The organism is Acinetobacter septicus (genome assembly GCF_019355975.1).
Taxonomy (GTDB): domain Bacteria; phylum Pseudomonadota; class Gammaproteobacteria; order Pseudomonadales; family Moraxellaceae; genus Acinetobacter; species Acinetobacter ursingii.
This window is the reverse complement of sequence record NZ_CP079898.1, coordinates 3030243-3057053: the sequence shown is the minus strand read 5'-3', so window position 1 is coordinate 3057053 and position 26811 is coordinate 3030243. Positions and strand designations below refer to the sequence as shown.

Annotated in this window: 19 protein-coding genes; 3 read left to right on the top strand and 16 right to left on the bottom strand. The window is 40.8% G+C overall.

The window, feature by feature from the left end:
• Positions 1–57: 57 nt before the first annotated feature.
• The 13 genes from pgaD to sdhC all read right to left on the bottom strand — a co-directional run bounded on the left by pgaD (position 58) and on the right by sdhC (position 18220).
• Positions 58–543: a poly-beta-1,6-N-acetyl-D-glucosamine biosynthesis protein PgaD gene (gene pgaD / locus I6L31_RS14435; RefSeq protein ID WP_005003024.1), complete on the bottom strand. Its 486-nt coding sequence runs from the start codon at positions 541–543 to the stop codon at positions 58–60.
• Complete coding sequence (pgaC, locus tag I6L31_RS14430; RefSeq protein WP_005003023.1) at positions 533–1801, bottom strand: poly-beta-1,6-N-acetyl-D-glucosamine synthase; 1269 nt, start codon at positions 1799–1801, stop codon at positions 533–535. Before pgaC ends, pgaD begins: the two co-directional genes overlap by 11 nt.
• Positions 1801–3627 (bottom strand): poly-beta-1,6-N-acetyl-D-glucosamine N-deacetylase PgaB, encoded by a 1827-nt coding sequence (gene pgaB, locus I6L31_RS14425; RefSeq protein ID WP_005003021.1) that lies wholly within the window; start codon positions 3625–3627, stop codon positions 1801–1803. The genes pgaC and pgaB overlap by 1 nt, the downstream gene beginning before the upstream one ends.
• Entirely contained in the window at positions 3627–6083 is a 2457-nt protein-coding gene (pgaA, locus tag I6L31_RS14420) for a poly-beta-1,6 N-acetyl-D-glucosamine export porin PgaA (protein WP_005003019.1), read from the bottom strand. Before pgaA ends, pgaB begins: the two co-directional genes overlap by 1 nt.
• Positions 6084–6293: 210 nt before the next feature.
• Positions 6294–7184, bottom strand: a complete 891-nt coding sequence (gene sucD / locus I6L31_RS14415; protein WP_004990694.1) for a succinate--CoA ligase subunit alpha — start codon at positions 7182–7184, stop codon at positions 6294–6296.
• Positions 7185–7197: 13 nt separating this feature from the next.
• Complete coding sequence (gene sucC, locus I6L31_RS14410; protein WP_005003015.1) at positions 7198–8364, bottom strand: ADP-forming succinate--CoA ligase subunit beta; 1167 nt, start codon at positions 8362–8364, stop codon at positions 7198–7200.
• Positions 8365–8515: 151 nt separating this feature from the next.
• Positions 8516–9949, bottom strand: coding sequence for a dihydrolipoyl dehydrogenase (lpdA, locus tag I6L31_RS14405; RefSeq protein ID WP_005003013.1), 1434 nt, complete (start codon positions 9947–9949; stop codon positions 8516–8518).
• Positions 9950–10009: 60 nt separating this feature from the next.
• Positions 10010–11218 (bottom strand): 2-oxoglutarate dehydrogenase complex dihydrolipoyllysine-residue succinyltransferase, encoded by a 1209-nt coding sequence (gene odhB / locus I6L31_RS14400; protein WP_004996252.1) that lies wholly within the window; start codon positions 11216–11218, stop codon positions 10010–10012.
• Positions 11218–14058 carry a 2-oxoglutarate dehydrogenase E1 component gene (locus I6L31_RS14395; protein ID WP_005003011.1) on the bottom strand — a complete coding sequence of 947 codons (2841 nt, stop codon included), beginning with the start codon at positions 14056–14058 and terminating at the stop codon, positions 11218–11220. The genes odhB and I6L31_RS14395 overlap by 1 nt, the downstream gene beginning before the upstream one ends.
• A 758-nt stretch (positions 14059–14816) precedes the next feature.
• Positions 14817–15527: a succinate dehydrogenase iron-sulfur subunit gene (locus tag I6L31_RS14390; RefSeq protein ID WP_004990705.1), complete on the bottom strand. Its 711-nt coding sequence runs from the start codon at positions 15525–15527 to the stop codon at positions 14817–14819.
• A 15-nt stretch (positions 15528–15542) separates the two neighbouring features.
• Positions 15543–17441, bottom strand: a complete 1899-nt coding sequence (locus I6L31_RS14385) for an FAD-dependent oxidoreductase (RefSeq protein ID WP_005003009.1) — start codon at positions 17439–17441, stop codon at positions 15543–15545.
• A gap of 12 nt (positions 17442–17453) precedes the next feature.
• The gene (sdhD, locus tag I6L31_RS14380; RefSeq protein WP_005003006.1) at positions 17454–17819 is read right to left on the bottom strand and encodes a succinate dehydrogenase, hydrophobic membrane anchor protein; all 366 of its coding nucleotides are present in this window, start codon (positions 17817–17819) and stop codon (positions 17454–17456) included.
• Entirely contained in the window at positions 17819–18220 is a 402-nt protein-coding gene (gene sdhC, locus I6L31_RS14375; RefSeq protein WP_010588832.1) for a succinate dehydrogenase, cytochrome b556 subunit, read from the bottom strand. Before sdhC ends, sdhD begins: the two co-directional genes overlap by 1 nt.
• A gap of 1045 nt (positions 18221–19265) precedes the next feature.
• On the opposite strand from sdhC, the gene gltA reads away from it, so the two are divergent.
• On the top strand, positions 19266–20540 hold the full coding sequence (gene gltA / locus I6L31_RS14370; protein ID WP_004990720.1) for a citrate synthase: 1275 nt from the start codon (positions 19266–19268) through the stop codon (positions 20538–20540).
• Between the two features lie 96 nt (positions 20541–20636).
• Here the strand turns inward: gltA and I6L31_RS14365 are convergent, their stop codons facing one another.
• The 3 genes from I6L31_RS14365 to I6L31_RS14355 all read right to left on the bottom strand — a co-directional run bounded on the left by I6L31_RS14365 (position 20637) and on the right by I6L31_RS14355 (position 24209).
• Positions 20637–21149, bottom strand: a complete 513-nt coding sequence (locus I6L31_RS14365) for an acyl-CoA thioesterase (RefSeq protein WP_004990728.1) — start codon at positions 21147–21149, stop codon at positions 20637–20639.
• Positions 21150–21509: 360 nt separating this feature from the next.
• The gene (locus I6L31_RS14360) at positions 21510–22136 is read right to left on the bottom strand and encodes a MarC family protein (protein WP_004996247.1); all 627 of its coding nucleotides are present in this window, start codon (positions 22134–22136) and stop codon (positions 21510–21512) included.
• Positions 22137–22148: 12 nt separating this feature from the next.
• Positions 22149–24209: a choline transporter gene (locus I6L31_RS14355; RefSeq protein WP_005003005.1), complete on the bottom strand. Its 2061-nt coding sequence runs from the start codon at positions 24207–24209 to the stop codon at positions 22149–22151.
• Between the two features lie 429 nt (positions 24210–24638).
• Here I6L31_RS14355 and betI point away from each other — a divergent pair, with 429 nt between their 5' ends.
• Complete coding sequence (gene betI / locus I6L31_RS14350) at positions 24639–25265, top strand: transcriptional regulator BetI (protein ID WP_005003004.1); 627 nt, start codon at positions 24639–24641, stop codon at positions 25263–25265.
• Positions 25258–26730, top strand: a complete 1473-nt coding sequence (gene betB / locus I6L31_RS14345; RefSeq protein ID WP_005003001.1) for a betaine-aldehyde dehydrogenase — start codon at positions 25258–25260, stop codon at positions 26728–26730. The genes betI and betB overlap by 8 nt, the downstream gene beginning before the upstream one ends.
• Positions 26731–26811 lie beyond the last annotated feature (81 nt).

The following is a 26811-nucleotide window of genomic DNA, read 5'->3' as shown; positions in this document are numbered from 1 at the left end:
TTCAAAAGGCATTCACCTGATCAGAATACCTTTTGAAATTAGAAATATTTAAGTATTTTATAAATCTGTGTCATATTTAATCAGATTTCCGTGTTCATCAAAATGTAAAATCATATTCTTGGAACTTTTCATCGTATGAATATCACGTACATTTAAATTAAAACTTTGCGCAATCTGAGCTTCGGTTGCGGGTTCTGGTGCATTACGTCTTTGAACATTATAAAAACGTATCCAGTTATAAGATGCCCAGACAAATAAAATCAGAATTAAAATCGCAATACAGATCGCAAGCATATACAAGCTATATCGACCATTGTTGTTTAATGATAAAAACAACTGTTTGTAAATATTTTGCCCTTCAAACCACCAAAGAAAAACAGTAAAAAGTGGCATAATCAGCCACATCCACAAACTCCACCCTAAAATTTGCAGTGAAAATCCAGCCCATTTATTTTTCACATATTCAGGTCGATCAATATATTGTGGAATATCCAGTGGGTTCTGATCTACATGACTATGCGAATGAATTTGATCATTTTTCATATTCTTTTTCTGCTCCAAAACCACGATCTGGACTCACCCAACGTGCTCGCTTCTGAGTTTTAAAAATCGTTTTAGGTAATGCAACGACGGTCGATAGCATGGCCAATATCCAGAAAAAAAGTGGATACCAGATCACCCAAAAATAATTGCGAAAATGTCGACGATCATACTGACGATCAATCAACAAACTTACTAAAAACTGGATTAAACAGGTCAATCCTAAAATTACGCCATACCATTGTGGCCAGAGAGACTGAATCGCCCATTCTCCGGGTAAGCTAAAAAACAAACCATAGAAATACAATACAAAAATACTAAACATCACATATGCCCAAACGACGCTGATTAATGCCTCAAACGCGATCGGCCACATACGGCGTAGTCGCCATTTGAATATTTTTGGCACATAAGCAAAAATAACTTCAATCCCCCCTTGTGCCCAGCGTAGGCGTTGCTTCCATAGTCCCTTAAAAGTTTCAGGCATATAGATATAACAGAGTGCCTGCGGGACATAATGTAAGTCCCAATGATCGAACTGTAAGCGCCAAGAAACATCAATATCTTCAGTGATCATATCGTCGCGCCAATAACCGATGCGATCCAGAGCCACTTTACGAAATCCCACAATGGCACCCGACACCGTGAATAAACGCCCGTAAGTTCGCTGCGCCCGTTTGATCAGTCCAATAATAGAAGAAAACTCACCGACTTGTACTTTAGCTAAAACACTAGAACGATTAATAATTCGTGGATTGCCTGTCACTGCACCGACCCGTGGATAAGTCGTTAAATGATGCATCATCCAGAGTACGGTATAAGGATGTAGCAAAGCATCTCCATCGATACATACCAGATATTCATACTGACTCACCATCGCGCCTGCTCTTAAAGCATGCGCCTTACCCTGATTTTCTGCCAGATGCACAACACGTAATTGCGGATGCTGTTTTTCCAGTTCATTTAATATTTCACCCGTGCGATCAGAACTACCGTCATTAATCGCAATCACTTCGAAAGTTGGATACTGACTTTGTAGGGCGTATCGAATGGTTTGTCGAACTTGCTTTTCCTCATTAAAACAAGGAATAAGAATACTACAGCCTTCCTGACTTGGACTCGGATGATCTGGCTGATTAAATTCACGTTTAAAATAAAACCATAGCCCCCCTGCAATCCACGCCCAAGCCATAAATAACGGATATAAAAAGGCAAAACCAAACACAACATCACTGATACGGAGCTGACTCAATTCAAACATTATTTGTGCTCCGCTTTAGAATCAAGAATATAAGGATCTTTATAATTCAATGCAGAATCATTTAAGCTTAAATCAACATATAAATTTTTCTGAATTGCCTGCCCCTGATTCAATTGATAATCTTCAACACCCAGTTTTTGTATCCCTAAGCTCTTAAGCTGTTGATAGGCTTTTTTATAAACCATCCAATCTTTTTTCTGTTGTGGCGAAATATCAAAGCCCACCATTAAGCGTTGCTTTTCTAGGCTGCTTAATGGTTGACTGGCTTTCACAAAAGCCTTAAATGTATTCGGGGCATGCAATGGATCAAGCTCAACATAAATTAAATCGCTACACATTAGACCTTGTTCAAGCAATGGCTTTAATCCATTAAATTGTGAAATCTCAGGTTTTACTTTAAGCACGGTACGAAAATTGGTGCTGATATTGATCAGACCATTGGCTTTGGCTTTCACTTGCTCTTTGATTTTGAAAATCTGTTGAATATTTTGCTGGCATTGTTGATTCCAAGATTGAGTTTGCAACGCACAATCCAGATGGTTTTGTACATTGAGAATCAGACCGTCCAATGAACTATTGTTCTTGAATAAGTCCTCAGTCAAATTCGCAAGCGGAATCTGTTGTTTTGTTTCTAAATCAAGCGGTAATTCTACAAAAGCCTGTTGCCCAATCCTTGTCCTCGCTTGCCAGATCATTCGGTTAAGTACATCCTGATGATGGGGCAATAACCGCGTCGGAAAAAATGCACCGTCTATTTTTCCATCTTGATTCTGATTGACAACTACTTTAAAGATGATCGCGTTGGTCTTTAAACTTGCCAACTGCTCTAGCATTTGACCCAATTTTTTATCATCTAAAGTACCATCAGCACTCACAAAATCAGTTGGATCGATGGCAATGAGACTTCTTCTATTTTTAGAAGGTCGTCGAATATCTTCAAGAAATCTAAGCATTTGTGCATGTAATTCTTCAGGTACTGGATTTCCCATCGCAATTGCACGCTGATACGTCTGTATCGAGCTTTCATGAACCGAAACATCTCCTAAACTAAAGGAAAGCGGTAAGCCTGCTTGTTTGGCCAACTGTTCGGTTTCTCTAGTCACTGCGCCATACGGCCAGAAGATTGCTTTGGTATTAATGCCTAGTTTTTGATCTAAAATAGTCTTTGATTTTTTTAAATCATTTAATATTCTCTGATGATACACTTCATCCGTTTCATAGCTTTGTTGTGCAGGTAAATATTGGCGGGTGATTGCAGCGGGTTCCATATTTTGTTGTGGATTTGCCAAAATCCCTTTATGTAAGTTGTCTGAATGGGAAACAAACTCGACTAAATGTGAGTTTTCCATCTCACGCATCTGTTGCCAATTCATTAAATTACCTTGACCATAAGCCTCATATGCATCGTGATTATTGCCATTGATCCAGCTTGTCACGATCGCAAAAACAGCGGGAATCTGATACTGTTTAAGTAGAGGATAAACACGGCTATAACTACTCAATGCACCATCATCAAATGTCAACAGTACGGCTTTGTCAGGCAAGGCGACGTTGTGTTCACGTGCCTGCCAGACATCTTCAAGCCGAATTACCGTCCAGTCGGATTGTTTCAGCCATGCCAAAAATTGAGCTAAATTTTTACTACTAATTGCATAACTATCTCGATCGCCATTCACAGCAACATCATCACGCACATCATGAAAGGTCAAGGTGACAAACTGACCTTGCGTATGCAGTTCGGCATCCTCTTTGATCTCTTGTGCATATAGACCCACCGAAGGACTCAGTAATAGCAAAACCATCATTATTTTTAATTTTTTGAACATCAGAATCGTCCTTCAAAACCGAATTGGGCATATGTTTTATGTTCATTTTCTTCATCGTAAGGATGATTTGACCAACCGATGCCATAATTCATTGACCATGTTCTGGATAACTGCCAATCATGTCGATACAAAACATTAAATAAAGCTTTGGTTGAATAATCTGCTTGTGAAAATGCGCCAGTACCCACTTCAAAATGCTGGCTAAAATGACGTTCGTAATTGCGCCAAGTCATCCAGTCATGAGTTAAAATCACTTCTGCACTATTGCTATAACGTGGATTAAAATAATTCACCTGAACATCTGAATTTTTATCGTACTCATTTCTCAACGTCATCCGGGTAATATGATGCGGTGCTTGATAAATTTGCTGACTAAAATAGCCCACGATTTCATGTCGATGATTGCCATCATCAATATCGGTAAATTGATAAGCCAGACCCGCCTTTTTGGATTCATTGGCTTGCCAGAGCAACTGAGCCTTATAAGCTTTACCATCATCGCCTTGTTTAAGCGCCTGTAGCGGAATATCTGCTTGACTGTCAAAACCCAAAACATATTGCCAATGATCATTAAGCCAGTGTGACCAATCGAGTTGAATCCCGACATCATTGGAATGTGAACGCTGGCTTAATTGTAGATTTGCCCAGCGTCGATTATTTGCCCACTCCAACCCCACACCATAGCGTTCATCTGTTAAGTCTTCTCCTTTAAATTCTGCTTTACGCTGTACGAGATCAACATAGGCACGATAATCATCGGCAAACCACGGCGAATTGATCCGTGTTTGATGTTCTCTCTCAGACGAACCCGTTAAATTTTGTAGAACTTCTGGTTGATCAGCACGGCTTCTGGAAAATGTACTTTGATGTTGAATTGAAGCATGATTACGATCTTCGAGTTCCTTTTTACTTTGTTGTACGCCAGTATCGTCTGGCGCAGTCAGAGTTAATAATTGATTTTGTTCACGCCAGTCAGCTACACGGCTGAGCGCCTGACTATTTTGCATTTGATTAACCAAAGTGCTGATGGAAACAGGCTCTATCCCATTAAATTGAGACAAAGTCGCAGATGAGGTCAGTGGTTTTTCACGCCAACGCTGTACCGTTGCTAAATTGTTTTGATAGCCGATATTATTCGGCGCTTTTGCGACTAAATCTTGAAAATAGCGCTCTGCTTTGGCTTGTTCATTTCGATAGGCATAATTTAAACCTTTTAGAGCCAAATACTCAGCACGATCTTCATGGGTAGTTTTATCCACCCCTTTTGCTGCACTATAACGGAATGTAGGTAAAAGATGATCCATCTCCTGTATCAGTTTATTGGCTTCATCAAATTTTTCCTGCTCAATCAGTGCGTAATACAAACCCGAATAGACACTATAATCAGGATAATTTTTTTCTTTTAATAAACTTTTATATAGATACTCTGCCTGCGCAGGCTGCCTGACTTTTAAAAATGAATCGGCAGCCGCCTGACGCACATAAGGTGGCATCTGCTCATAGGGTTGATCCAGCTTGATGAGGGTTTGAATAGCTTCGTGGTAGCGATCACGAAAATTAAGCGCATAAATATAATCGTAATAAAATAAACGCCGCAATGTCGGATCATTAGGTAACTCAGATTCATAAGCTTGCATTTGAGCAAGTACCTGATCCAATATAAGATATGACTCAGTGACCTCGCCCTGATAATTCTTCACCTTATAATATTGAATCGCGTTTTTAATTTTCTGGGAAAACTCTTGTGTTTTGACCGTATAAAGAATATTAGGAATTTTTTGTTCAAGCTGATGTTGCTGGATATATTGTTCAGCACTACGAAAATCACTATTTAGTATTAAGGCGTATATATACTGTTCTTGAATATTACGACTAGGTTGAGGGGCTGCAATTGCTAAATTTGCTGCCTGTAACGCCTCTACAGGCATATTCAACAAACGATACGCATAAGCTAACTGAGCAAGCTGTTCTGCACTCAAAGACTTCGAATCGATCGATTTTAAACTAGCCTGTGCTTGCGCATTTTTTTTCGATTCAGCTTGGATAGTTCCCAATAACAGCTGTATGTCATTAGAAAAATGCCGTTGATTAAATTGTTGTGCATAATATTGTGCAAGATCAAGTTGCTTTAAATCACGTAAAGCTTTGATCAAGACTAACTGACCATACTCAGGATAAGTTTGTAAATTCAAATTTTTAACTAGGCTGATCTGTTCCAACCCAAAAGCATTATTTTGATAAAGGACAATGATGTCATCTGCCAGAATCCTTTGATCATTAGGATAACGTGCTCTTAAGCTTTCTAACTTTGCAATACCCGTCTCAAGTTTGCCTTGTTTAATTTCGGCAATAATCGCTTCGCGTTGTTGATCCTGAGGCGTTATGGCAAAACTGATCGTGGTTATTGAATATAAACTTATGATCCCGATATAACGGAAACTTATTTTTTTTCTCATGAGAACAGCTTTTAAACCTACTAAACAAAAATATGTGAAATTCGTCACATAATATGTTTTTTTAGGAGTTATTGTGGTTTTTTACCTCGTTATTTATGTTCTTTTATGTTAACCGCCCCGATAATCTTATTTTAATTTTAGATTAACTTAACAATAAAAAACCTCCTGATGACTCAGGAGGTTTTTGGGTATTTAAAATTTAAGCTAAGCTTAAGCTAAACCTTTCTCTTTCAACACTTGTAACATAGTCGAACCAAGTTCAGCAGGACTACGTGTATACGCCATGCCTGCTTTTTCAAATGCTGCAAATTTCTCTTCAGCAGTACCTTTACCACCAGAAATAATTGCACCAGCATGACCCATACGCTTACCTTTAGGCGCGGTTACACCTGCGATATAGCCAACAACAGGCTTGGTTACATTTGACTGGATATATTCAGCAGCTTCTTCTTCTGCTGTACCACCAATCTCACCAATCATGATGATTGCATCAGTATCTGGATCGTCTTGGAACAATTTAAGTGCATCAATCTGGTTCATCCCTGGAATTGGATCGCCCCCAATACCGATACAAGTTGACTGACCTAAGCCAAGCTTCGTGGTTTGAGCAACAGCTTCATAAGTCAATGTACCAGAACGCGAGATGATGCCGATACGACCTGGCTGATGAATATGACCAGGCATAATCCCGATTTTACATTCGCCCGGTGTAATCACACCTGGACAGTTAGGACCAACCAAACGAGTACCATTACCATTCGTTTCAAGGTAACGTTTCGCTTTTAACATATCTAGAGTTGGAACACCCTCAGTGATCACTACAATCAGACCAACACCAGAATCAACTGCTTCAACAATCGAATCTAAAACGAAAGGTGCTGGCACATAGATAACAGAAGCATCTGCGCCTGTTTCACGTACTGCATCTTTCATGGTGTTGAAAACTGGTAGATCAAGATGAGTTGTGCCACCTTTACCCGGAGTTACACCACCGACCACTTTTGTGCCGTACTCAAGCGCCTGAGCTGAGTGGAAAGTACCGTTTTTACCAGTAAAGCCTTGTACCAATACTTTAGTGTCTTTATTAATTAATACGCTCATGATTGATACTCCCTTAACCTTTTACCGCAGCAACAATTTTTTCTGCCGCATCAGATAAACCGTTAGCAGAAGTTAATTTCAAACCAGATTCATCAAGGATTTTTGCACCGAGTTCAGCATTGTTCCCTTCTAAACGAACAACCACTGGAACTGTTACATTGACCTCTTGAACGGCTGCAATAATTGCTTCAGCAATCATGTCACAACGTACAATACCACCGAAGATGTTAATTAAAACACCTTGCACAGAAGTATCCGCAAGAATCAATTTAAATGCTTCGATTACGCGTTCTTTGGTTGCACCACCACCTACATCTAGGAAGTTTGCAGGTTGACCACCATATAATTTGATGATGTCCATAGTTGCCATCGCAAGACCGGCACCATTGACCATACAACCAATGTTACCTTCAAGCGCAACATAGTTGAGCTCAAACTCAGAAGCTTTGAGTTCACGCTCATTTTCTTGTGACTTATCACGAGATGCCGCGATTTCAGGCAGACGGTATAATGCGTTTGAATCAATGCCAATTTTGGCATCAACCGCCAAAATATCACCATTTTCACGCACAGAAAGTGGATTGATTTCAAATAATGCAAAATCATTTTCAACAAATGCTTGATAAGCACCTGTCATTAATTTTACAAATTGATTAACTTGTTTATCTTTCAGACCTAAGGCAAACGCAACTTCACGCGCTTGAAATGGTTGTAATCCGACAAGAGGATCAACCGTTGTTTTAATGATTTTTTCTGGCGTTTCTTCAGCAACTTTCTCGATTTCTACACCGCCTTCAGTTGAAGACATGAACGTTACACGTCGAGTAGAACGGTCTACAACCGCACCCAAGTATAACTCGCGTTCAACAGGGTAGACATCTTCACAAACCAATACGCTATTTACTGGTTGGCCATTTGCATCTGTCTGATAAGTGACCAGATTTTTGCCAATCAATTCATTTGCGACTTCAGCAGCTTCTTCTTTTGACTTAACGACTTTTACGCCGCCTGCTTTACCACGACCACCAGCATGCACTTGCGCTTTAATCACGGCAAATTTACCGCCAAGCTGTTCAAATGCAGCGACTGCTTCCGCAGCGTTTGTTGCAAGAATCCCTTCCTGGACTGGTACTCCGTATTTTTTCAATAACGCTTTTGCTTGATACTCATGTAAGTTCATTTATTTACCTATTTTACTTCTGCCCTTATTAATAACAACCAATAATTAAACATCCTTCACAGTAATATTGATTGTTATGTTCTTTTTCTTATTCACAGCGATCATGACTGTGAATAATGCGAAAAGAGCGGACTAACCGCTCTTTTAAAAATTACTTACGTTTACGTTGAATCGCGTGAATGGCACGCCCATCGACTGCGAGTGCAGCTTCATGCACCACTTCAGAATATGTTGGATGACCAAAAGTCATTAACTGAAGATCTTCAACAGAAGATACAAACTCAAGTGCAATCATCCCTTGGTGAACAATATCAGAAGCACTTGGGCCAATAACATGCATACCCAGTAAACGATCTGTTTTTGCATCAGCAACAAACTTGACAAAACCAGAAGCTTCGCCAGCTGCTAAAGCACGACCATTGACTGCAAATGGGAACTGACCTGTTTTAACTTCATGGCCTTTTTCTTTAGCGGCTTCTTCAGTTAAACCAACCCAAGCAGCTTCTGGATGCGTGTAGATTACGCTAATAATCGTGTCATAGTTCACTTGTGCTGCATGACCATGAATACGCTCCACAGCCATGACGCCCTCTTCCATTGCTTTATGCGCAAGCATTGGACCGCGAACCAAGTCACCAATCGCATAAACACCTTCAACAGATGTTAAGCATTGATCATTCACTTCAACAAAACCACGATCAGTCAGTTTAATGCCAGAATCTTCTGCCAATAAACCTTCAGCATATGGCTTACGACCCACACAAACGATTAATTTATCAAACGCTTGTTGTTTGTCTTCGCCACCTTGTGAGTATTTAACAGTCACTTCACGACCATTCACTTCAGTACCAGACACTTTGGCACCAATGCGAATGTCCAGACCTTGTTTAGTCAGGATTTTTTGGAATTCTTTAGACAGCGCTTTGTCGGCCATTGGCAAGAAACTATCCAGTGCTTCAAACACGACAACTTCTGAACCTAAACGACGCCACACTGAACCTAGCTCAAGACCAATAACACCTGCACCAATCACACCCAGACGTTTAGGAACTTCTGCAAATTCAAGCGCGCCCGTTGAGTCAACAATCAAGTCTTCATCAACAGGTGCCACTGGAATATTCACAGGCACAGAACCAGATGCAAGAATGACATATTTTGGTTCTAAAATTTGAGCTTCACCTTCAAATGGTGTGAACTCAACTTTTTTACCTGCAAGTAACTTACCAGAACCTTGTAACCACTCGATGCCATTACCTTTGAGTAATTGAGCAACACCACCAGTCAAGTTATCAACAACTTTGTCTTTACGAGTTAGCATTTTCGCGATGTCGATATTCACTTCACCTGTGGTGATCCCGTGATCACCCAAATGATGCAATGTATCTTCATAATGATGAGAAGAATCAAGTAATGCTTTAGACGGAATACAACCCACGTTTAAGCAAGTACCGCCCAAAGAAGGCTTACCTTTATGAATACGTTTTTCAATACAAGCAACTTTAAAACCAAGTTGCGCAGCACGAATTGCTGCTTCATAGCCACCCGGGCCACCACCAATTACAACAAGATCAAACTGTTGAGACATTGTTATCTCCAAGTCCCAGATAGAGGATCGCTCTATCTGAGTTTTATGATTCGCAAGAAATTAAAGGTCAAGAATAAGTTTTGCTGGTTCTTCCAACAATTCTTTGATCGTTACCAAGAAACCAACTGCTTCTTTACCATCGATTAAACGGTGGTCATAAGACAAAGCAAGATACATCATTGGCAGGATTTGAACTTGACCATTGACTGCCATTGGACGTTCTTGGATCTTGTGCATACCCAAAATTGCAGTTTGTGGCGGGTTGATAATTGGCGTAGACAGTAATGAACCGAAAGTACCACCATTGGTAATGGTGAACGTACCACCTGTCATATCTTCAATCGATAGTTTGCCATCACGTGCTTTTGCAGCAAAAGCACCAATGCCATTTTCAACTTCTGCATAGTTCATACGGTCAGTATCACGTAACACTGGCACCACAAGACCACGATCAGAAGAAACGGCAACACCGATATCGTAGTAACCGTGATAAATAATATCATCGCCATCAATTGATGCATTGACTGCTGGATAACGTTTAAGCGCTTCAGTTGCTGCTTTTACGAAGAATGACATAAAGCCAAGACGCGCACCATGACGTTTTTCAAATGCGTCTTTATATTGCTTACGCATGTCCATCACTGGTTTCATGTTGACTTCGTTAAACGTCGTTAACATTGCTGTTTCTTGAGTTGCAGACAATAGACGTTCAGCAACACGCTTACGAAGACGCGTCATTGGAACACGTTTTTCAATACGCTCACCAACCGCAACGCTTAATGGTTGTGCAGCAGGTTTAGTTTGATGATTCGCTACATCTTCTTTGGTGATACGACCGCCACGACCTGTACCTTGTACATCAGCAGGATTTACACCTGATTCAGTCAACGCCTTACGAACTGCTGGAGCTTGATCTGCAACAGGTTGTGAACGTTCAACTACAGGCGCCGCGCCCGCTTCAGTTTTAGCCGCAGCTTGTTCTACTTTCTCTTCGCTTTGAACCGCTTGAGTCGAAGATGCACCTGAAACTGCACCTTCTTCAAACTGTGCAATCACTTCATCAGAAAGAACTGTGTCGCCTTCATTTTTAACAATCGAAGTAATTTGACCATCGGCAGGAGCAACAACTTCTAAGACAACTTTGTCAGTTTCAATATCACAGATCACTTCGTCACGTGATACCGCTTCCCCTACTTTTTTATGCCATGTCGCAATTGTCCCGTCCGCAACTGACTCTGGGAATACCGGTGCTTTGATTTCGGTTGCCATTATTTAGTCTCTCCTGATTGGTCAGCCTGAATTGCAAGTGCATCATTGATGAGCTGAGCCTGTTGTTTTGCATGCAAGTAAGCTGAACCACAAGCCGGTGCAGCAGAAGCTTCACGACCTGCGTAGCTAATACGGATTTGTTTACCAGATTTTAATACATCATCATATAAACGAGGTGCGATGAATAACCATGCGCCTTGGTTCTTCGGCTCTTCTTGACACCAAACCAACTCTTTCACGTTTGGATATGCTGCCAGAATTTCCGCCAAACGTTGTTCTGGGTATGGATACAATTGTTCAATACGTACAATTGCAACATTATTCAATTCTGCTTCACGACGTTTTTCAAGCAAGTCGTAATAAACTTTACCACCACATAACACGATGCGGGTAACGTCAGATTTATTCACTTGATCGACTTCATCAATCACGGTCTGGAATGTACCAGTAGCGAGCTCATCTAAAGTTGAAGTTGCCAATTTATGACGAAGTAATGATTTTGGTGACATGACGATCATTGGCTTACGAATTGGACGAACAGCCTGACGACGTAATGCATGGAAAATTTGTGCTGGTGTTGTAGGGGTTAATACCTGCATATTTTCTTCAGCACATAACTGCAAGAAACGCTCTAAACGTGCAGAAGAATGTTCAGGACCCTGACCTTCATAACCATGTGGAAGTAGCATGGTTAAACCACACACACGCTCCCATTTGGTTTCACCAGATGCGATAAACTGGTCAATCACGACCTGCGCACAGTTAGCAAAGTCACCAAATTGCGCTTCCCAGATGATCAAACCATGTGGAATGGTGGTTGCATAACCATATTCAAATGCAAGAACCGCTTCTTCTGAAAGAAGTGAATCATAAATGGCAAAACGTGGCTGATTTTCTTTGACATGACATAATGGAATATATGTCGAACCATCTGCCTGATTATGTAATTTGGCATGACGATGCGAGAACGTACCACGGCCAACGTCTTCACCTGTAATACGAACCAGATAACCTTCATCTAGCAGCGTTGCATAAGCTAAAGTTTCAGCTGCACCCCAGTTCAGTGGCATCTCACCTGTTTGCATTTTCAAACGGTCATCAATCACTTTAGACACTTGACGTTGCATCACAAAGCCTTCAGGCAATTTACGCATGCCTTCGCCTAATTCTTTCAAGCGATTGATATCGAATGTGGTATCCCAAACATCGGTATAGTCATGACCTAAGTAAGGTTTCCAGTCCACAAACATTTTAGTGTTCGGCTCGAGTACCAATGCATTGGCAACATGATTACCTGCTTCAAGATCTGAACGATAATCTTCAACCATTTTATCTGCTTCAGCACGATCAAGAATTTTTTCCTGAACTAACTGATCTGCATACAAAGTACGTGTTGTTGCTTTCTTATTAATGACTTGATACATCAATGGCTGAGTTGCAGATGGCTCATCTGCTTCGTTGTGACCGCGACGACGATAACAGAACAAATCAATCACGACATCTTTACGGAAGGTATGACGGAAGTCATGTGCCAACTGTGCAATAAATGCAACTGCTTCAGGATCATCACCATTGACATGGAAAATTGGAGATTGAACCATTTTCGCCACATCGGTACAGTATTCAGTAGAACGTGCATCACGTGGATCAGAAGTGGTAAAACCGACTTGGTTATTGATGATGATATGAACTGTACCACCCACTGTATAACCACGGGTTTGTGACATCTGGAAAGTTTCCTGATTCACACCCTGACCTGCAAACGCAGCATCACCATGAACAATGATCGGAAGTACATCATCACCACCGATGTCACGGCGACGAACTTGACGTGCGCGAACTGAACCCTCAACCACAGGTCCAACAATTTCCAAATGAGACGGGTTAAATGCCAAAGCCAAATGCACTTCACCACCCGGTGTCATGACATTTGATGAAAAACCTTGGTGATACTTCACGTCACCTGAGCCTTTTTTATGCAGCGCTTTACCTTCAAACTCACCGAAAAGTTCAGCTGGGTTTTTACCCAAAATATTCACCAGTAGATTGAGACGACCACGGTGTGGCATACCAATCACAACTTCTTTACAACTGACTGAACCTGCACGTTGGATAATTTCGTTCATCATCGGAATGAAAGATTCACCACCTTCCAAACCAAAACGTTTTGCACCCACGTATTTATTGCCGAGATATTTTTCCAGACCTTCCGCAGCAGTTAAGCGTTCTAAAAAGCCTTTTTTCTGGTCTTTGTTAAAATTAAACTGACCACGCGCCCCTTCAAGGCGTTGTTGAATCCAGCGCTTTTCTTTGGTATCCACAATGTGCATATATTCTGCACCAATGGAACCACAGTAAGCAGCTTCCATGGCATTAACCATTTCGCCCAGTGTGGCTTCTGTCTTACCAATCGCCAAGTTACCCGTATTAAACACGGTATCAAGATCAGACTTGGTTAAACCATGGGCAGCTAAGTCAAGGTCTGGCACGTCTTCGCGTTTTGCAAGACCAAGTGGATCTAGTTTAGCTTTTTGGTGACCACGGTTACGATACGCAGCAATCAGTTGTAACACACCAATTTGACGACGTTCATGTTCAGTACTTACTGTACTTTGAACCACTGGTTGAACGCGACTAGAATTACGACCAAGTAAAAGGAACTGCTCACGCACTGAACCATGAGGTTGATCACCTTTAGGGAATTTATCGAAATACTGGCGCCAATCCTCATCGACGGAGGTTGGGGAGGATAGGTACTGCTCGTAAAGCTCTTCAATATACGCTGCACTATCAGCGGAAAGTTCAGTGTCAAGACGCAATGCGTCAGCAACTTCTTGCATTTGTGGACCCATTTCCTATTGCAAAAACATTACGGGTTGCCTTTTAAGCACACCCATGATTGATAACACCAAAATTGTAAAATGGCATTAAACACCCAATTGGCACTTTGTCCAGTCGGTACGTTATTACTACATTAGATTTAACCCAATGTAATCAATGAATCATAACGCCCTTTTTGGCATCATCACTCAAGTTTATACTCGACAAAGCCGAGCAATTTTTGCAAATCATCTTGGAAAAAATAAATCATGATTTAGCTTTTCTAAAATGACTTTTTTACATAAAAATTAAGCACAATACTCAGATCGTGCCTGCAAGAGCACTGCTATTATTATGCTCTTTTTTCATATAAAGATTTGTGTCAAATCGTATCATGTTCTCAACATTCAATTGATTTTTTTGACACATACCATCTATAAATCAGCGAAATACACAGGCCAATTTCTCAACTAATATATGGTGCCTTCTATTCAAAAATACAACCCTTTAGACTAAAGTCGATTCATTTTTTATAAAATAAATCTTGGCTGTTAATATTTTAACCAATCCCCATCGATGAACTAAAAACAACCTACTTTGCCTCAGCATTTATGGCCTTAATCTTCCCTGTTTACATAGGCACAATACGCACTATTTTCAAGAAAAAAAGCAGCAGCAAATGTCGATTAAGATTCAAAACCTACAACAGCAATCAAAACTTTCTAAATAAAAAAAAGCGCACATGATGCATGTACGCTTTTTTGCCGCCTCAAACGAATTAACCCGCTTGATCAAGCAACATATTACGGATGTGACCAATCGCTTTGGTTGGGTTCAACCCTTTAGGACAAACAGATACACAGTTCATAATCCCTTTACAACGGAACAAACTGAACGGATCGTCAAGACGAGCCAAACGATCTTGAGTTGCTGTGTCACGCGAGTCGATAATGAAACGGTAAGCATTTAGCAATGCAGATGGCCCCAAGAATTTATCCGGGTTCCACCAAAACGATGGACATGATGTTGAACAACATGCACAAAGAATACATTCATACAAACCATCCAAGTGTTCACGCTCTTCAGGAGACTGTAAACGCTCTTTGGGTGGCGCAGGCTGATTATTAATCAAGAACGGCTGAATTTTGTCATATTGATCATAGAATTGGTTCATATCAACCACCAAATCTTTAATCACAGGCAAACCTGGCAATGGACGAATCACGATTTTTTCTGGCAAATCGTTCAAGTTCCACAAACATGCCAAACCATTTTTACCATTGATATTGACACCATCCGAACCACAAATCCCTTCACGACAAGAACGACGGAAAGTCAATGTTTCATCCTGCACTTTGAGTGCAAGCAAAGCATCAAGCAACATACGATGCTTATCAGTCAGCTCAAGCTTATAAGTTTGCATGTACGGCGCTTTATCCTTATCAGGATCATAGCGGTAGATTTCGAATGTACGAGTACCTCTACTCATCTTTTATTCTCCTGATTAGAATGTACGTGGTGCAGGTGGAATCGAGTCAACAGTCAGCGGGCTATAACGCACTGGCTTATACTCAAGACGGTTATCTGCCGAATACCAAAGTGTATGCTTCATCCACTCATCATCACGACGACCATATGGGTAGTTTGGATGATCAGGTGGTAACTCATAGTCTACAACTGTATGCGCACCACGACACTCTTTACGTGCAGCAGCCGAAATCAAGGTTGCTTTCGCAACTTCATACAAGTTTTCAACTTCCAAAGCTTCAACACGAGCGGTGTTAAATACTTTAGATTTGTCTTTGAGATGAATATTACGAACACGTGGAGCAATCGCAAGAATTTGTTTTACACCTTCATCCAGTAACTCTTGAGTACGGAATACCGCTGCATGGTTTTGAACAATTTCACGAATCTCATCGGCAACTTCTTGTGCATTTTCACCAGAAGTTGAATCATCTAAATGACGGATACGTTTCAGTGTATTTTCCAGCACATTGGTAGGAAGTGGTGAGTAATCATCACCGTGATGTTTAGTCACATAGTCAATGATATGTTCACCAGCAGCTTTACCAAATACCACAAGGTCAAGCAATGAGTTGGTACCTAAACGGTTTGCACCATGTACCGATACACAAGAACATTCACCAATTGCATAAAAGCCTTTGACAGGTTTTACGAAATCTGGACAGTTAGTCTCAAAAGTATATTCTTTGGTGTCGTTATTATAGTTGGTTTCCAAATGCAGATTTTCTGTTGCAACAGGAACCACAACCTGACCATGAATATTGGTCGGAATACCACCCATTTGATAATGGATCGTAGGTACTACTGGAATTGGTTCTTTGGTGATATCCACGTTTGCGAATTTTTTACCAATCTCAAATACAGATGGTAAACGCTTCATGATGGTTTCCACACCCAAGTGAGTCATATCGAGTAAGATATAATCCGCTTTAGGGCCACAACCACGACCTTCTTTAATCTCTTGGTCCATAGAGCGTGAAACGAAGTCACGTGGAGCCAAGTCTTTTAAAGTTGGCGCATAACGCTCCATGAATGGTTCGCCGTCTTTGTTACGAAGGATTGCACCTTCACCACGACAACCTTCAGTTAACAGTACGCCTGCACCTGCCACACCTGTTGGGTGGAACTGCCAGAATTCCATATCTTGTAATGGAATACCTGCACGTGCCGCCATGCCCAAGCCATCACCAGTGTTGATGTAAGCATTGGTTGATGCACGATAAACACGACCAGCACCACCTGTAGCAAACAGAGTTGCTTTGGCTTGGAATACTGCAACATTACCAGTTTCCTGATCGTAAGCAGTTACACCAAGTACATCACCTTCTTCATTACGAATAAGATCTAAAGCGATCCATTCTACGAAGAATTGAGTGCCCATTTTGACGTTGCTTTGATAAAGCGTATGTAACAGCGCATGACCTGTACGGTCAGCAGCAGCACAAGCACGTGGAACTGGCTTGTCACCATAGTTTGCAGAGTGACCACCAAACGGACGTTGGTAAATTGTACCATCGGCATTACGGTCAAAAGGCATACCCAAGTGTTCAAGTTCATAAACCACTTTTGGTGCTTCACGCGTCATAAATTCAATCGCGTCTTGGTCACCTAACCAGTCAGAACCTTTTACGGTGTCATAAAAGTGAAAATGCCAGTTATCTTCTTGCATATTACCTAACGATGCGCCAATACCGCCCTGAGCAGCAACGGTATGCGAACGTGTCGGGAATACTTTGGTCAATACGGCAACTTTTAAACCAGCTTGAGCAAGCTGATAAGCTGCACGCATACCTGAACCGCCACCACCTACGATGACAGCATCGAACGTGAGGTTTTGGATATTTGAATAATCTTCTTTAGGGGTAATCGCGCCCATGATGTCTTCCTATCAATTCGCCCAGAAAATCTGGATTCCCCAGATCACAAATACAAACACTGCAATAATCACAGCTGATGTAAGTACCAGACGTAAACCTGAAGCTGAAGGACCCATTTGACGAGTAGTTACATAGTCTGTAAATACTTGCCACATCCCAATCCACGCATGTGCAGCCAATGATAAAATTGCAAGTAAAGATAAAATCTTCATTGGCAGGGTCATCATAAAGCCAGACCACTGTTCATAGTTAAAACCACCATGAAGCAAAATCCAGCCCAAAATCACCACGGTATAAACCGCTAACACGACTGCACTCACACGCTGGATAAACCAATCGCGAGAACCTGAACCTGTTAAACCTGTAGCACTTTTCATTAGAACATAATCCATACGAATGCTGCGAGAATACCAATCACAGACAAGATCAATGAAATTGTAGCTGCAGTACGACCGCTTTGTAGTTCTTCAGCAAAACCAAGGTCAGCAAGTAAATGTTTGATCCCATTAATAAAGTGGAAAATCAAACCCGCTACAAATACCCATACGATGAAACGTACGAAAAAGTTTCCGAAAACGACATTTTTAACGTATTCAAATCCTTCTGGTGAAGATAAAGATTTATCTAGGATCCATAAAAGAACGGGAATTAATAAGAATACGATCACACCAGAGAGACGGTGTAAGATTGATGCAATAGCCACGGGTGAGCGTAAGTTTACCGCTAACACCTGACCCATGGACAAATTGACAGGTCTGTTGCTTTTCACAGCGGGCATCCTGTAGGTAAAAACTCCAGCCGGAGTTTGTTGGAATTAATTCGAAGGAAAGCTGGCATTGTCAGGCAAGCAAATGCCTAAACTTAATAAACGACACCGAATTATAAATCGTCAAATATCAAAATACAAACGATCACATTTGGCTTTTTTCTAAAAAAATCATTAAATAAGAATCATTCACAGATGTGACGTGAGATTTAGCAACATCAACTTATCACCTCTTTCAGCTATGTCCTTATTTTTTATAAATTAACCATAATATTTTAAATTCGGACCTACTTTTCAGTGGTCTATAAGCGAGTTAGACTAAAGATGAAAATTATTTTTTAATCGAAATCTCACTATATGATTTTTTTATTCATTTTAAAACATGCAACACACTTTTTGCTTAACCTCGCCATATTTCATTTAAAAATACAAAACTTCTTTTTCATACTTTTGACACCACAATCGTATGAGAAAGAGCGACTTATTCTGTGTATAACTCTGAAAATAAACTGTCACTAAATACAATCGAATCAGTAAAACATCTCAGAAAAACTGCTTGTCGTCTCGTATTAGGACGCATTTCTTGGCAAAAGTGGCCACTCAACAAGCTATTTTTTAATCAATTAAACTTCTATTTTTTAATATCCACTTTTTTTTAGTGGTGGAATTTACACTGATAAAAGTCCACTCAATGCAAAGCTAAGTTATCGGATTTCATTCATTTTAAGTAAAAATTGGCATTTTGTTTCAGATTAAAAAACTGCCTAGCACATAATAAATTTGCTTACAATTTACTCCTGAGGACTGATTTTTTTCTGCACCTCGTCATAAATTTGACTTATTATAGCCCGTCGAGACTGTGATTTTATTCAGTTTTTTCTGAGTAATGCACATGGAATATCTCCCTATGGATCAAGTGTTTTTCATCCATAAGTATGATTGACAAAATCACAGTAGCCTCTAATCTTATAGCAATTTTTGACCCCGTCTGATTCGCGAATGAAAAGATTAGTACTTCGAGTCAGATTAACATTCACCAGGACAGGAGATCTATTGAATGTCTGAAGCAACTGGCAAAAAAGCCGTATTACAGCTTGATGGCAAAGAAATTGAATTACCAATTTACAGCGGCACATTGGGCCCAGATGTAATCGACGTTAAAGATGTATTGGCCTCAGGTCACTTTACTTTTGATCCTGGTTTTATGGCTACTGCCTCTTGTGAATCAAAGATCACATTCATTGATGGTAACAAAGGTATTTTGTTACACCGTGGTTACCCAATTGATCAACTTGCAACGCAAACAGATTATTTGGAAACTTGCTACCTTCTTCTCAATGGTGAGCTGCCAAACCAAGAGCAAAAAGAAGATTTTGACAAAAAAGTTCGTGCCCATACGATGGTTCACGATCAAGTTAGTCGCTTCTATAATGGTTTCCGCCGTGATGCACACCCAATGGCAATCATGGTTGGGGTTGTAGGTGCTTTATCTGCGTTCTATCACAACCAGCTTGATATCGAAGATGTTAATCATCGCGAAATTACAGCGGTTCGCTTAATTGCTAAAATTCCTACTCTTGCAGCATGGAGCTACAAGTACACTGTAGGTCAACCATTTATGTATCCACGTAACGATTTAAGTTACGCTGAAAACTTCCTATACATGATGTTTGCTACTCCTGCTGATAAAGATTACAAAGTTAATCCAGTGCTTGCTAAAGCTATGGATCGTATCTTTACTTTGCATGCTGACCATGAACAAAATGCGTCTACATCTACTGTACGTTTAGCGGGTTCAACTGGCGCAAATCCATATGCATGTATCTCTGCCGGTATCTCTGCACTGTGGGGTCCTGCGCATGGTGGCGCGAACGAAGCAGTACTGAAAATGCTTGATGAAATTGGTAGCGTAGAAAACGTTGCTGAGTTCATGGAAAAAGTAAAACGTAAAGAAGTGAAACTCATGGGCTTCGGTCATCGTGTTTATAAAAACTTCGATCCACGTGCTAAAGTCATGAAACAAACTTGTGACGAAGTGCTTGCTGCATTGGGTATTAACGATCCACAGCTTGCACTTGCCATGGAACTTGAACGTATTGCGCTTTCTGATCCGTACTTCATCGAGCGTAACTTGTATCCAAACGTAGACTTCTATTCAGGTATCATTCTTAAAGCGATTGGTATCCCAACAACCATGTTTACGGTTATTTTTGCTCTTGCTCGTACTGTAGGCTGGATCAGCCACTGGTTAGAAATGCACAGCGCAGCTTACAAAATCGGTCGCCCTCGTCAGCTTTATACTGGCGAAACTCAGCGCGACATCAAACGTTAATTTTCAAGCGAAAATTCAACGTCAAAAAAAGACCGCTTTTGCGGTCTTTTTTATTGTTCAAAACTTAGTTATTAAATTTTAACAGATTAGAAACAATCAGGTATTACGATACATACTGCAAGAAGGCTGGGTGTTTTGCTGCAAACGGTGAATCTTTCTTTGCTCTGCTGCTTCAAAACGACAGCGCTTCAAATCATTATCCAGTTTTAAGCAAGGGACTTGTTGAGGTTTACCGTTTTCGTCAACAGCTACCATAGTAAAGTAGCAACTGTTGGTATGACGAATCGTTCTTTTTCGAATGTCTTGTGCTTCAACACGAATCCCAATTTCCATTGAGGTTCGACCCACATGATTCACACACGCCATAAAAGTGACCAACTCGCCCACATAAATTGGCTCTTTGAACGTAACTTTATCTACTGATAGAGTCACCACGTAGCTGCCTGAATAACGACTTGCACAAGCATAAGCGACTTGATCAAGCAGTTTTAAAATTGTTCCACCATGAACATTTCCTGAAAAATTTGCCATATCAGGAGTCATTAGCACTGACATTGCCAACTCGGCTTGCTCATCCGAAGCCTGAGTAATTTGATCTAATGGAGACATTTAACGGACTCTATGAAACAATAACATAAGCGTCTTATTATGATCCCTTTTTACTAAGAAAAAAATGTCTAGAGCGGCAAATCAACGGATTATTTAATATAACTGAAAATGAGTATTATTTATAACCGACTTCTTTTCATACCTTTCTTTTATTTCTCCTTACAGTCCAAAAATAAAGAGGGTTTAAATCATTATGAAACAAGTCTAATCATTAAAGTGACTTTAAAATCTTATAATCGATTGATCCATGATGAAAACTTTTCAATTCTAAACAAAGCCTAAATAGTGCTATCAATACCAACACTGTTTTAAAATAAAACTCAGGTCAATATGAAGATATAACGACCTGAGTTTAATATTTTACCCCGTAACAGGAATATCTCGGATCACTCCAACAATGCCTGTAATAATCATATCAATTGCAATGGTTCCAATGAGTAAGGCAGACAACCGCCCAACAATATCTACATAACGATCGATATATTTAGCATGTTTATAGCGTAAATGATCGTGCGCAAATTTCATCAGAATTAATAGACTACAGGTAATGGCAAGAGTGAATGCGATAATCAGTGCTGCTCCACCAATCGGTAAACCGATGCCAGTCACAACAGCCGCACTAATAGTCCCAGGCCCGATCATAAACGGCATGGCAATGGTGCCTGCCAAATGTTCAGGCGCGCCGCGCATCTCGCCAATGGTATCCGCACCCTGAAACACATAGCGATAGCCAATCACCAAAAAGATGAGTCCACCAAAAATCTGGAAAGCCTCAAAACGTACATTGAGATATTTACTAAAGATGGTTTCGCCTCCCCATGCAAATAGCATAAATACCACGAAAGCGATCACGCATCCTTGAATCAGTGCCCTGTTAAACACTTTGGCTTCCGAATTTCGGATCATGCCCACCATATAAATGCTCATCAAAAAGGGATTGAGCAAAGAAAAAAACAAGGCAAAGGAATGAATATACGGCGTTAACATTCAAGGGCTCTCCTAAGCTTTAGGATCTGGAAAAAGCGGACGATTACCGGGACTAATCCGATTAATATGTAAGAAAGTCATGTGTCGCTCATAACGATCCAGAATGTCATTAATGACCTGTTCTTTGGTATAACCTACAAGGTCATTGCCCTGTGAACCTTCATATAAATAAGTTTCCAGACGATAATAAAACTGTTTTCCACGCTTGCCGCGCTCACTAAAGTTTGGCGCGATATAGCGTACAGGCCAGATCTGATAGATAAAGTTCTGCTCTTCTTCCAGATGAATGGTGATATCCAGATGATACAACTCTACATCTTCTTCAAGTGGAACTTCGGTAACATCGACTTGAACAGCTCGTTTCTGCAACTCTTCAGTCACCGCCAAAACCGCTGGACGACAGATTTCATTCAGCATTTTTTTGGTTTCAAATGTCCCTGGATGATGCATAACTCGGGACAAACGTTTTTTCCAATTTAAAATATCTACGTTTCCGACGACAGGGGCAGCATTTAAACTGGCACTGGCTTGCCGATAATCTTCAAGTCTTAAAGATTTATAAAGACCCGCCATCACTAAAAACATCACAAAACTAAAAGGCAGTCCCATAATAATGGTGGCATTTTGTAGTGCGGTAATGCCGTTGGTCATGAGCATCGCTAAAGTCAATAAACCAATCGCAACAGCCCAGAACACACTGAGCCAGCGCGGCGCATCATGATCAATATTGGTAAATTGCGTGGTAAAGTTACCCAATACTAGCGCACCCGAATCCGCGGATGTCACATAAAATAGTAAGCCTGTAATGGTTGCAACACCTGCAATAAACGGAAACCACGGATATTGAGCCAATAAATCATAAAAACCATGTGCTGGATTAGATAGTACCGTTTCAGCCAGTGCAATATTGCCGTCGAAAATGACGTTGTGTAATGCACTATTCCCAAAAATAGATAACCAAGTGAGAGTAAATAACAATGGAATAATTAAGGTTCCTGACACAAACTCACGGATGGTACGACCACGTGAAATACGTGCTAGGAATAGCCCCACAAATGGCGACCACGCCACCCACCATGCCCAGAAAAACAGCGTCCAGCTATTCATCCATTCTTTGGGTTGATTAAATGCAAAGCTTTCCAACGCCAGACTTGGGAAACGGCTGAGATAATCCCCTACATTTTGAACAAGCGCATTGAGTAAAAATTCTGTATTGCCCAAAAATAAAATAAACAGCATCAGCCCAACCGAGACATAAATATTGATCTCAGATAAAATTCTTAAGCCTTTATTAACACCAGACGTGACCGAAATAATCGTGATAATAACCGCCACTAAAATGAGCGCAGTTTGAATCCATAAATTTTCAGGTAAATCGAATAATACGTGTAAGCCATAATTCAGCTGAACCACACCAATACCACAAGTCGTTGCGATACCAAATATCGTTCCAATCACCGCAGCCGTATCCACACTATGACCAATCGGCCCATTAATTTTTTTACCAAAAATTGGATATAAGGCAGAGCGAATGGTGAGTGGCAAGTTATAGCGGTAACTGAAATAGCCCAGTGCCATCCCAATGAGGGCATACATACACCAGCCTGTTAAGCCATAATGAAAGAGTGTCCAGACCATACCTTGACGTGCAGCTTCATAGGTTTGCCCCTCTCCCACTGGCGGATGCATATAGTGCGATAATGGTTCAGCCACTGAGAAAAACATCAAATCGATACCAATGCCCGCAGAAAACAGCATGGCAGACCAACTGAGTAGACTAAACTCAGGCTTGGAATGTTTTGGGCCCAATTTAATATTGCCATAACGTGAGCAGGCGATAAAAATCACAAACACCATATATAAGGTGGCAGCCAGCAGATAGTACCAGCTAAAGGTTGAACTGACCCAACCTAAAACCGCGTTTAATGCATGATTGGCAAAGTCATTAAATAAAATCGTGGTCAGTGAAAATATTAAAATAATAAGGGCAGAAACATAAAAGACCACACGATTTAAACGATCTTTTGGATGAGTCTCTTGATCATCGACTGCTCTTGGATTATCTGTTGCCATACAATCCTCAAGTAAATTTTAGAAAATTAAAAAAAGTTAAATACTCAATATCAGTGAATAGACTTAATCCATTCAAGCTTAGACCACAGCAGGATGTAGGCTTGTAATAGATTCTTCAATTACGATATCGCCACCGATTGACTCCATGATTGGATATCTGCATTTACAAATCCAGATATTCTATGTATAGAAAATGCAAAGGATTTTTTTTGAGATGCGCAATCGAACATCGCGTCAAAGCAACATCATCGACTGCCACATATTTAAAAATAACTCTTTGCCTCTTCCATACCTTGTTGCAACAATTTTACGATACAATCATAACGCTTATTGATTGAACGTTCAATCAATAAGCGTTATGATAAAAAAATGCGATCATGTTCTATAACCAACTGATTGAAGCAAAACCTTATATTTTTAAGGACATACATGAACAAACGCCAAGTTAAACCTGAGCATGTGCGCCGTGAAGAAATTATCAACGCCGCCTATGACGTGATTTATGAAGTGGGATTATCCAATACCACCATTGCTCAAATTGCAAAAAAAGCCCAACTTTCAGTGGGGATCGTGAGTCATTATTTTGGTGATAAACAGGGTTTAATTAATGCCTGTATGTTGGAAATGCTGAATGTATTACGAGGTAAAACCGCTCAATACAAAGCAGAACTCAGCGACTCTGACCCTCAGAACATGATTAAAGCGATTATTGATTCAAACTTTGACATTAGTCAGGTCAATCAAAGAGCGATGCGCATCTGGCTGGATTTTTGGTCGGCCAGTATGCATATGCCAGCATTGGGACGATTACAACGCATTAATGATCAACGCTTGTATTCCAACCTGAAATTTCATTTTCTGAAATTACTTCCCGAAGATCAGGCCAGTATCGCGGCTCGTGGTCTTGCCGCTTTGATTGATGGTTTATGGTTACGTGGAAGTTTAAATGGCGATACAGAATTTGATGCAACAATGGCACGTTCGATTGCTTATGACTATGTCGATACACAGCTCAAGCTGATGAAACACACAAGGCAGGAGAGACAAAATGAGTGATGTAAAACTTCATCGTTTATATATCCATGGACAATATACAGATGCAAGCAGTGGCAAAACATTTGATAGCATCAACCCAGCAACAGGTGAAGTCATTGCCACCATTCAACAAGCCTCTCAAGCAGACATTGAAGCTGCGGTAAAAAGTGCAACTGAAGGTCAAAAAATCTGGGCAAGTAAAACTGCGGTTGAACGCTCACGCATTCTGCGCCGTGCAGTCGATATTTTACGTGAACGTAATGATGAACTGGCTCATTTAGAGACACTGGATACAGGCAAAGCTTTGAGCGAAACTTCTACAGTGGATATTGTCACTGGTGCAGATGTACTTGAATATTATGCAGGACTGGCGACTGCAATTCAGGGCGAACAGGTTCCATTACGTGAAAGCAGTTTTTTCTATACTCGCCGTGAACCTTTAGGTGTGGTTGCAGGTATTGGCGCATGGAACTACCCCATCCAGATTGCACTTTGGAAATCTGCCCCTGCCCTTGCTGCGGGCAATGCCATGATTTTTAAACCGAGTGAAGTGACACCGCTCACAGCCCTAAAGCTCGCTGAAATTTATACAGAAGCAGGACTGCCTGATGGTGTATTTAATGTGGTGCAAGGCGCTGGCGGTGAAATCGGACAATGGCTGACTGAACATCCTGTGATTGAGAAGATTTCGTTTACGGGTGGTGTGGAAACAGGCAAAAAAGTCATGGCCAGTGCTGCGGGTTCCACGCTAAAAGAAGTCACCATGGAACTGGGTGGAAAGTCTCCACTGATCATCTGTGAAGATGCGAATCTTGATCGTGCCGCAGATATTGCTGTGATGGCAAATTTCTTTAGCTCGGGTCAAGTCTGTACCAATGGTACACGTGTCTTTATTCCACAATCGCTAAAGTCTGATTTTGAGCAAGCAATAGTTGAACGTGTTCAACGGATTCGCATCGGTGATCCACTAAATGCAGACACCAATTTTGGCCCATTGGTCAGCTTCCCGCATATGGAAAAAGTCTTGTCTTATATTGAATTAGGCAAACAGCAAGGGACGACATTACTGATTGGCGGTGAACGTGCTACAGAAAGTTCACTCGCCAAAGGCGCTTATGTTTTACCCACTGTATTTACAGACTGTACTGATGATATGAAGATTGTACAGGAAGAAATCTTTGGCCCCGTCATGAGTATTTTGGCTTATGACACAATTGAAGAAGCCATTCAACGTGCTAACAACACTAACTTTGGTTTGGCTGCGGGTGTCGTGACTCAAGATATTTCTCAGGCGCATCGCCTGATTCATCAGCTTGAAGCAGGTATTTGCTGGATCAACACATGGGGTGAATCCCCTGCTGAAATGCCTGTTGGTGGCTACAAACAGTCAGGCGTTGGACGTGAAAACGGCATTTCAACCCTTAATCATTATACCCGTACCAAGTCGATTCAAGTTGAACTGGGTGATTATCAAAGCGTGTTTTAGCCCATTTTATACTCTTTGTATTTCTCTTTTATTTTCCTCAAAACATCTGCTGTCAATGCTGCTCAGGCAGCTTGACACCTA

Coding starts and splice junctions, on each gene's coding strand:
- pgaD (WP_005003024.1), bottom strand. CDS start 543: ATGAAAAATGATCAAATTCATTCGCATAGTCATGTAGATCAGAACCCA.
- pgaC (WP_005003023.1), bottom strand. CDS start 1,801: ATGTTTGAATTGAGTCAGCTCCGTATCAGTGATGTTGTGTTTGGTTTT.
- pgaB (WP_005003021.1), bottom strand. CDS start 3,627: ATGTTCAAAAAATTAAAAATAATGATGGTTTTGCTATTACTGAGTCCT.
- pgaA (WP_005003019.1), bottom strand. CDS start 6,083: ATGAGAAAAAAAATAAGTTTCCGTTATATCGGGATCATAAGTTTATAT.
- sucD (WP_004990694.1), bottom strand. CDS start 7,184: ATGAGCGTATTAATTAATAAAGACACTAAAGTATTGGTACAAGGCTTT.
- sucC (WP_005003015.1), bottom strand. CDS start 8,364: ATGAACTTACATGAGTATCAAGCAAAAGCGTTATTGAAAAAATACGGA.
- lpdA (WP_005003013.1), bottom strand. CDS start 9,949: ATGTCTCAACAGTTTGATCTTGTTGTAATTGGTGGTGGCCCGGGTGGC.
- odhB (WP_004996252.1), bottom strand. CDS start 11,218: ATGGCAACCGAAATCAAAGCACCGGTATTCCCAGAGTCAGTTGCGGAC.
- I6L31_RS14395 (WP_005003011.1), bottom strand. CDS start 14,058: ATGCAAGAAGTTGCTGACGCATTGCGTCTTGACACTGAACTTTCCGCT.
- I6L31_RS14390 (WP_004990705.1), bottom strand. CDS start 15,527: ATGAGTAGAGGTACTCGTACATTCGAAATCTACCGCTATGATCCTGAT.
- I6L31_RS14385 (WP_005003009.1), bottom strand. CDS start 17,441: ATGGGCGCGATTACCCCTAAAGAAGATTATTCAAATATCCAAAACCTC.
- sdhD (WP_005003006.1), bottom strand. CDS start 17,819: ATGAAAAGTGCTACAGGTTTAACAGGTTCAGGTTCTCGCGATTGGTTT.
- sdhC (WP_010588832.1), bottom strand. CDS start 18,220: ATGCCCGCTGTGAAAAGCAACAGACCTGTCAATTTGTCCATGGGTCAG.
- gltA (WP_004990720.1), top strand. CDS start 19,266: ATGTCTGAAGCAACTGGCAAAAAAGCCGTATTACAGCTTGATGGCAAA.
- I6L31_RS14365 (WP_004990728.1), bottom strand. CDS start 21,149: ATGTCTCCATTAGATCAAATTACTCAGGCTTCGGATGAGCAAGCCGAG.
- I6L31_RS14360 (WP_004996247.1), bottom strand. CDS start 22,136: ATGTTAACGCCGTATATTCATTCCTTTGCCTTGTTTTTTTCTTTGCTC.
- I6L31_RS14355 (WP_005003005.1), bottom strand. CDS start 24,209: ATGGCAACAGATAATCCAAGAGCAGTCGATGATCAAGAGACTCATCCA.
- betI (WP_005003004.1), top strand. CDS start 24,639: ATGAACAAACGCCAAGTTAAACCTGAGCATGTGCGCCGTGAAGAAATT.
- betB (WP_005003001.1), top strand. CDS start 25,258: ATGAGTGATGTAAAACTTCATCGTTTATATATCCATGGACAATATACA.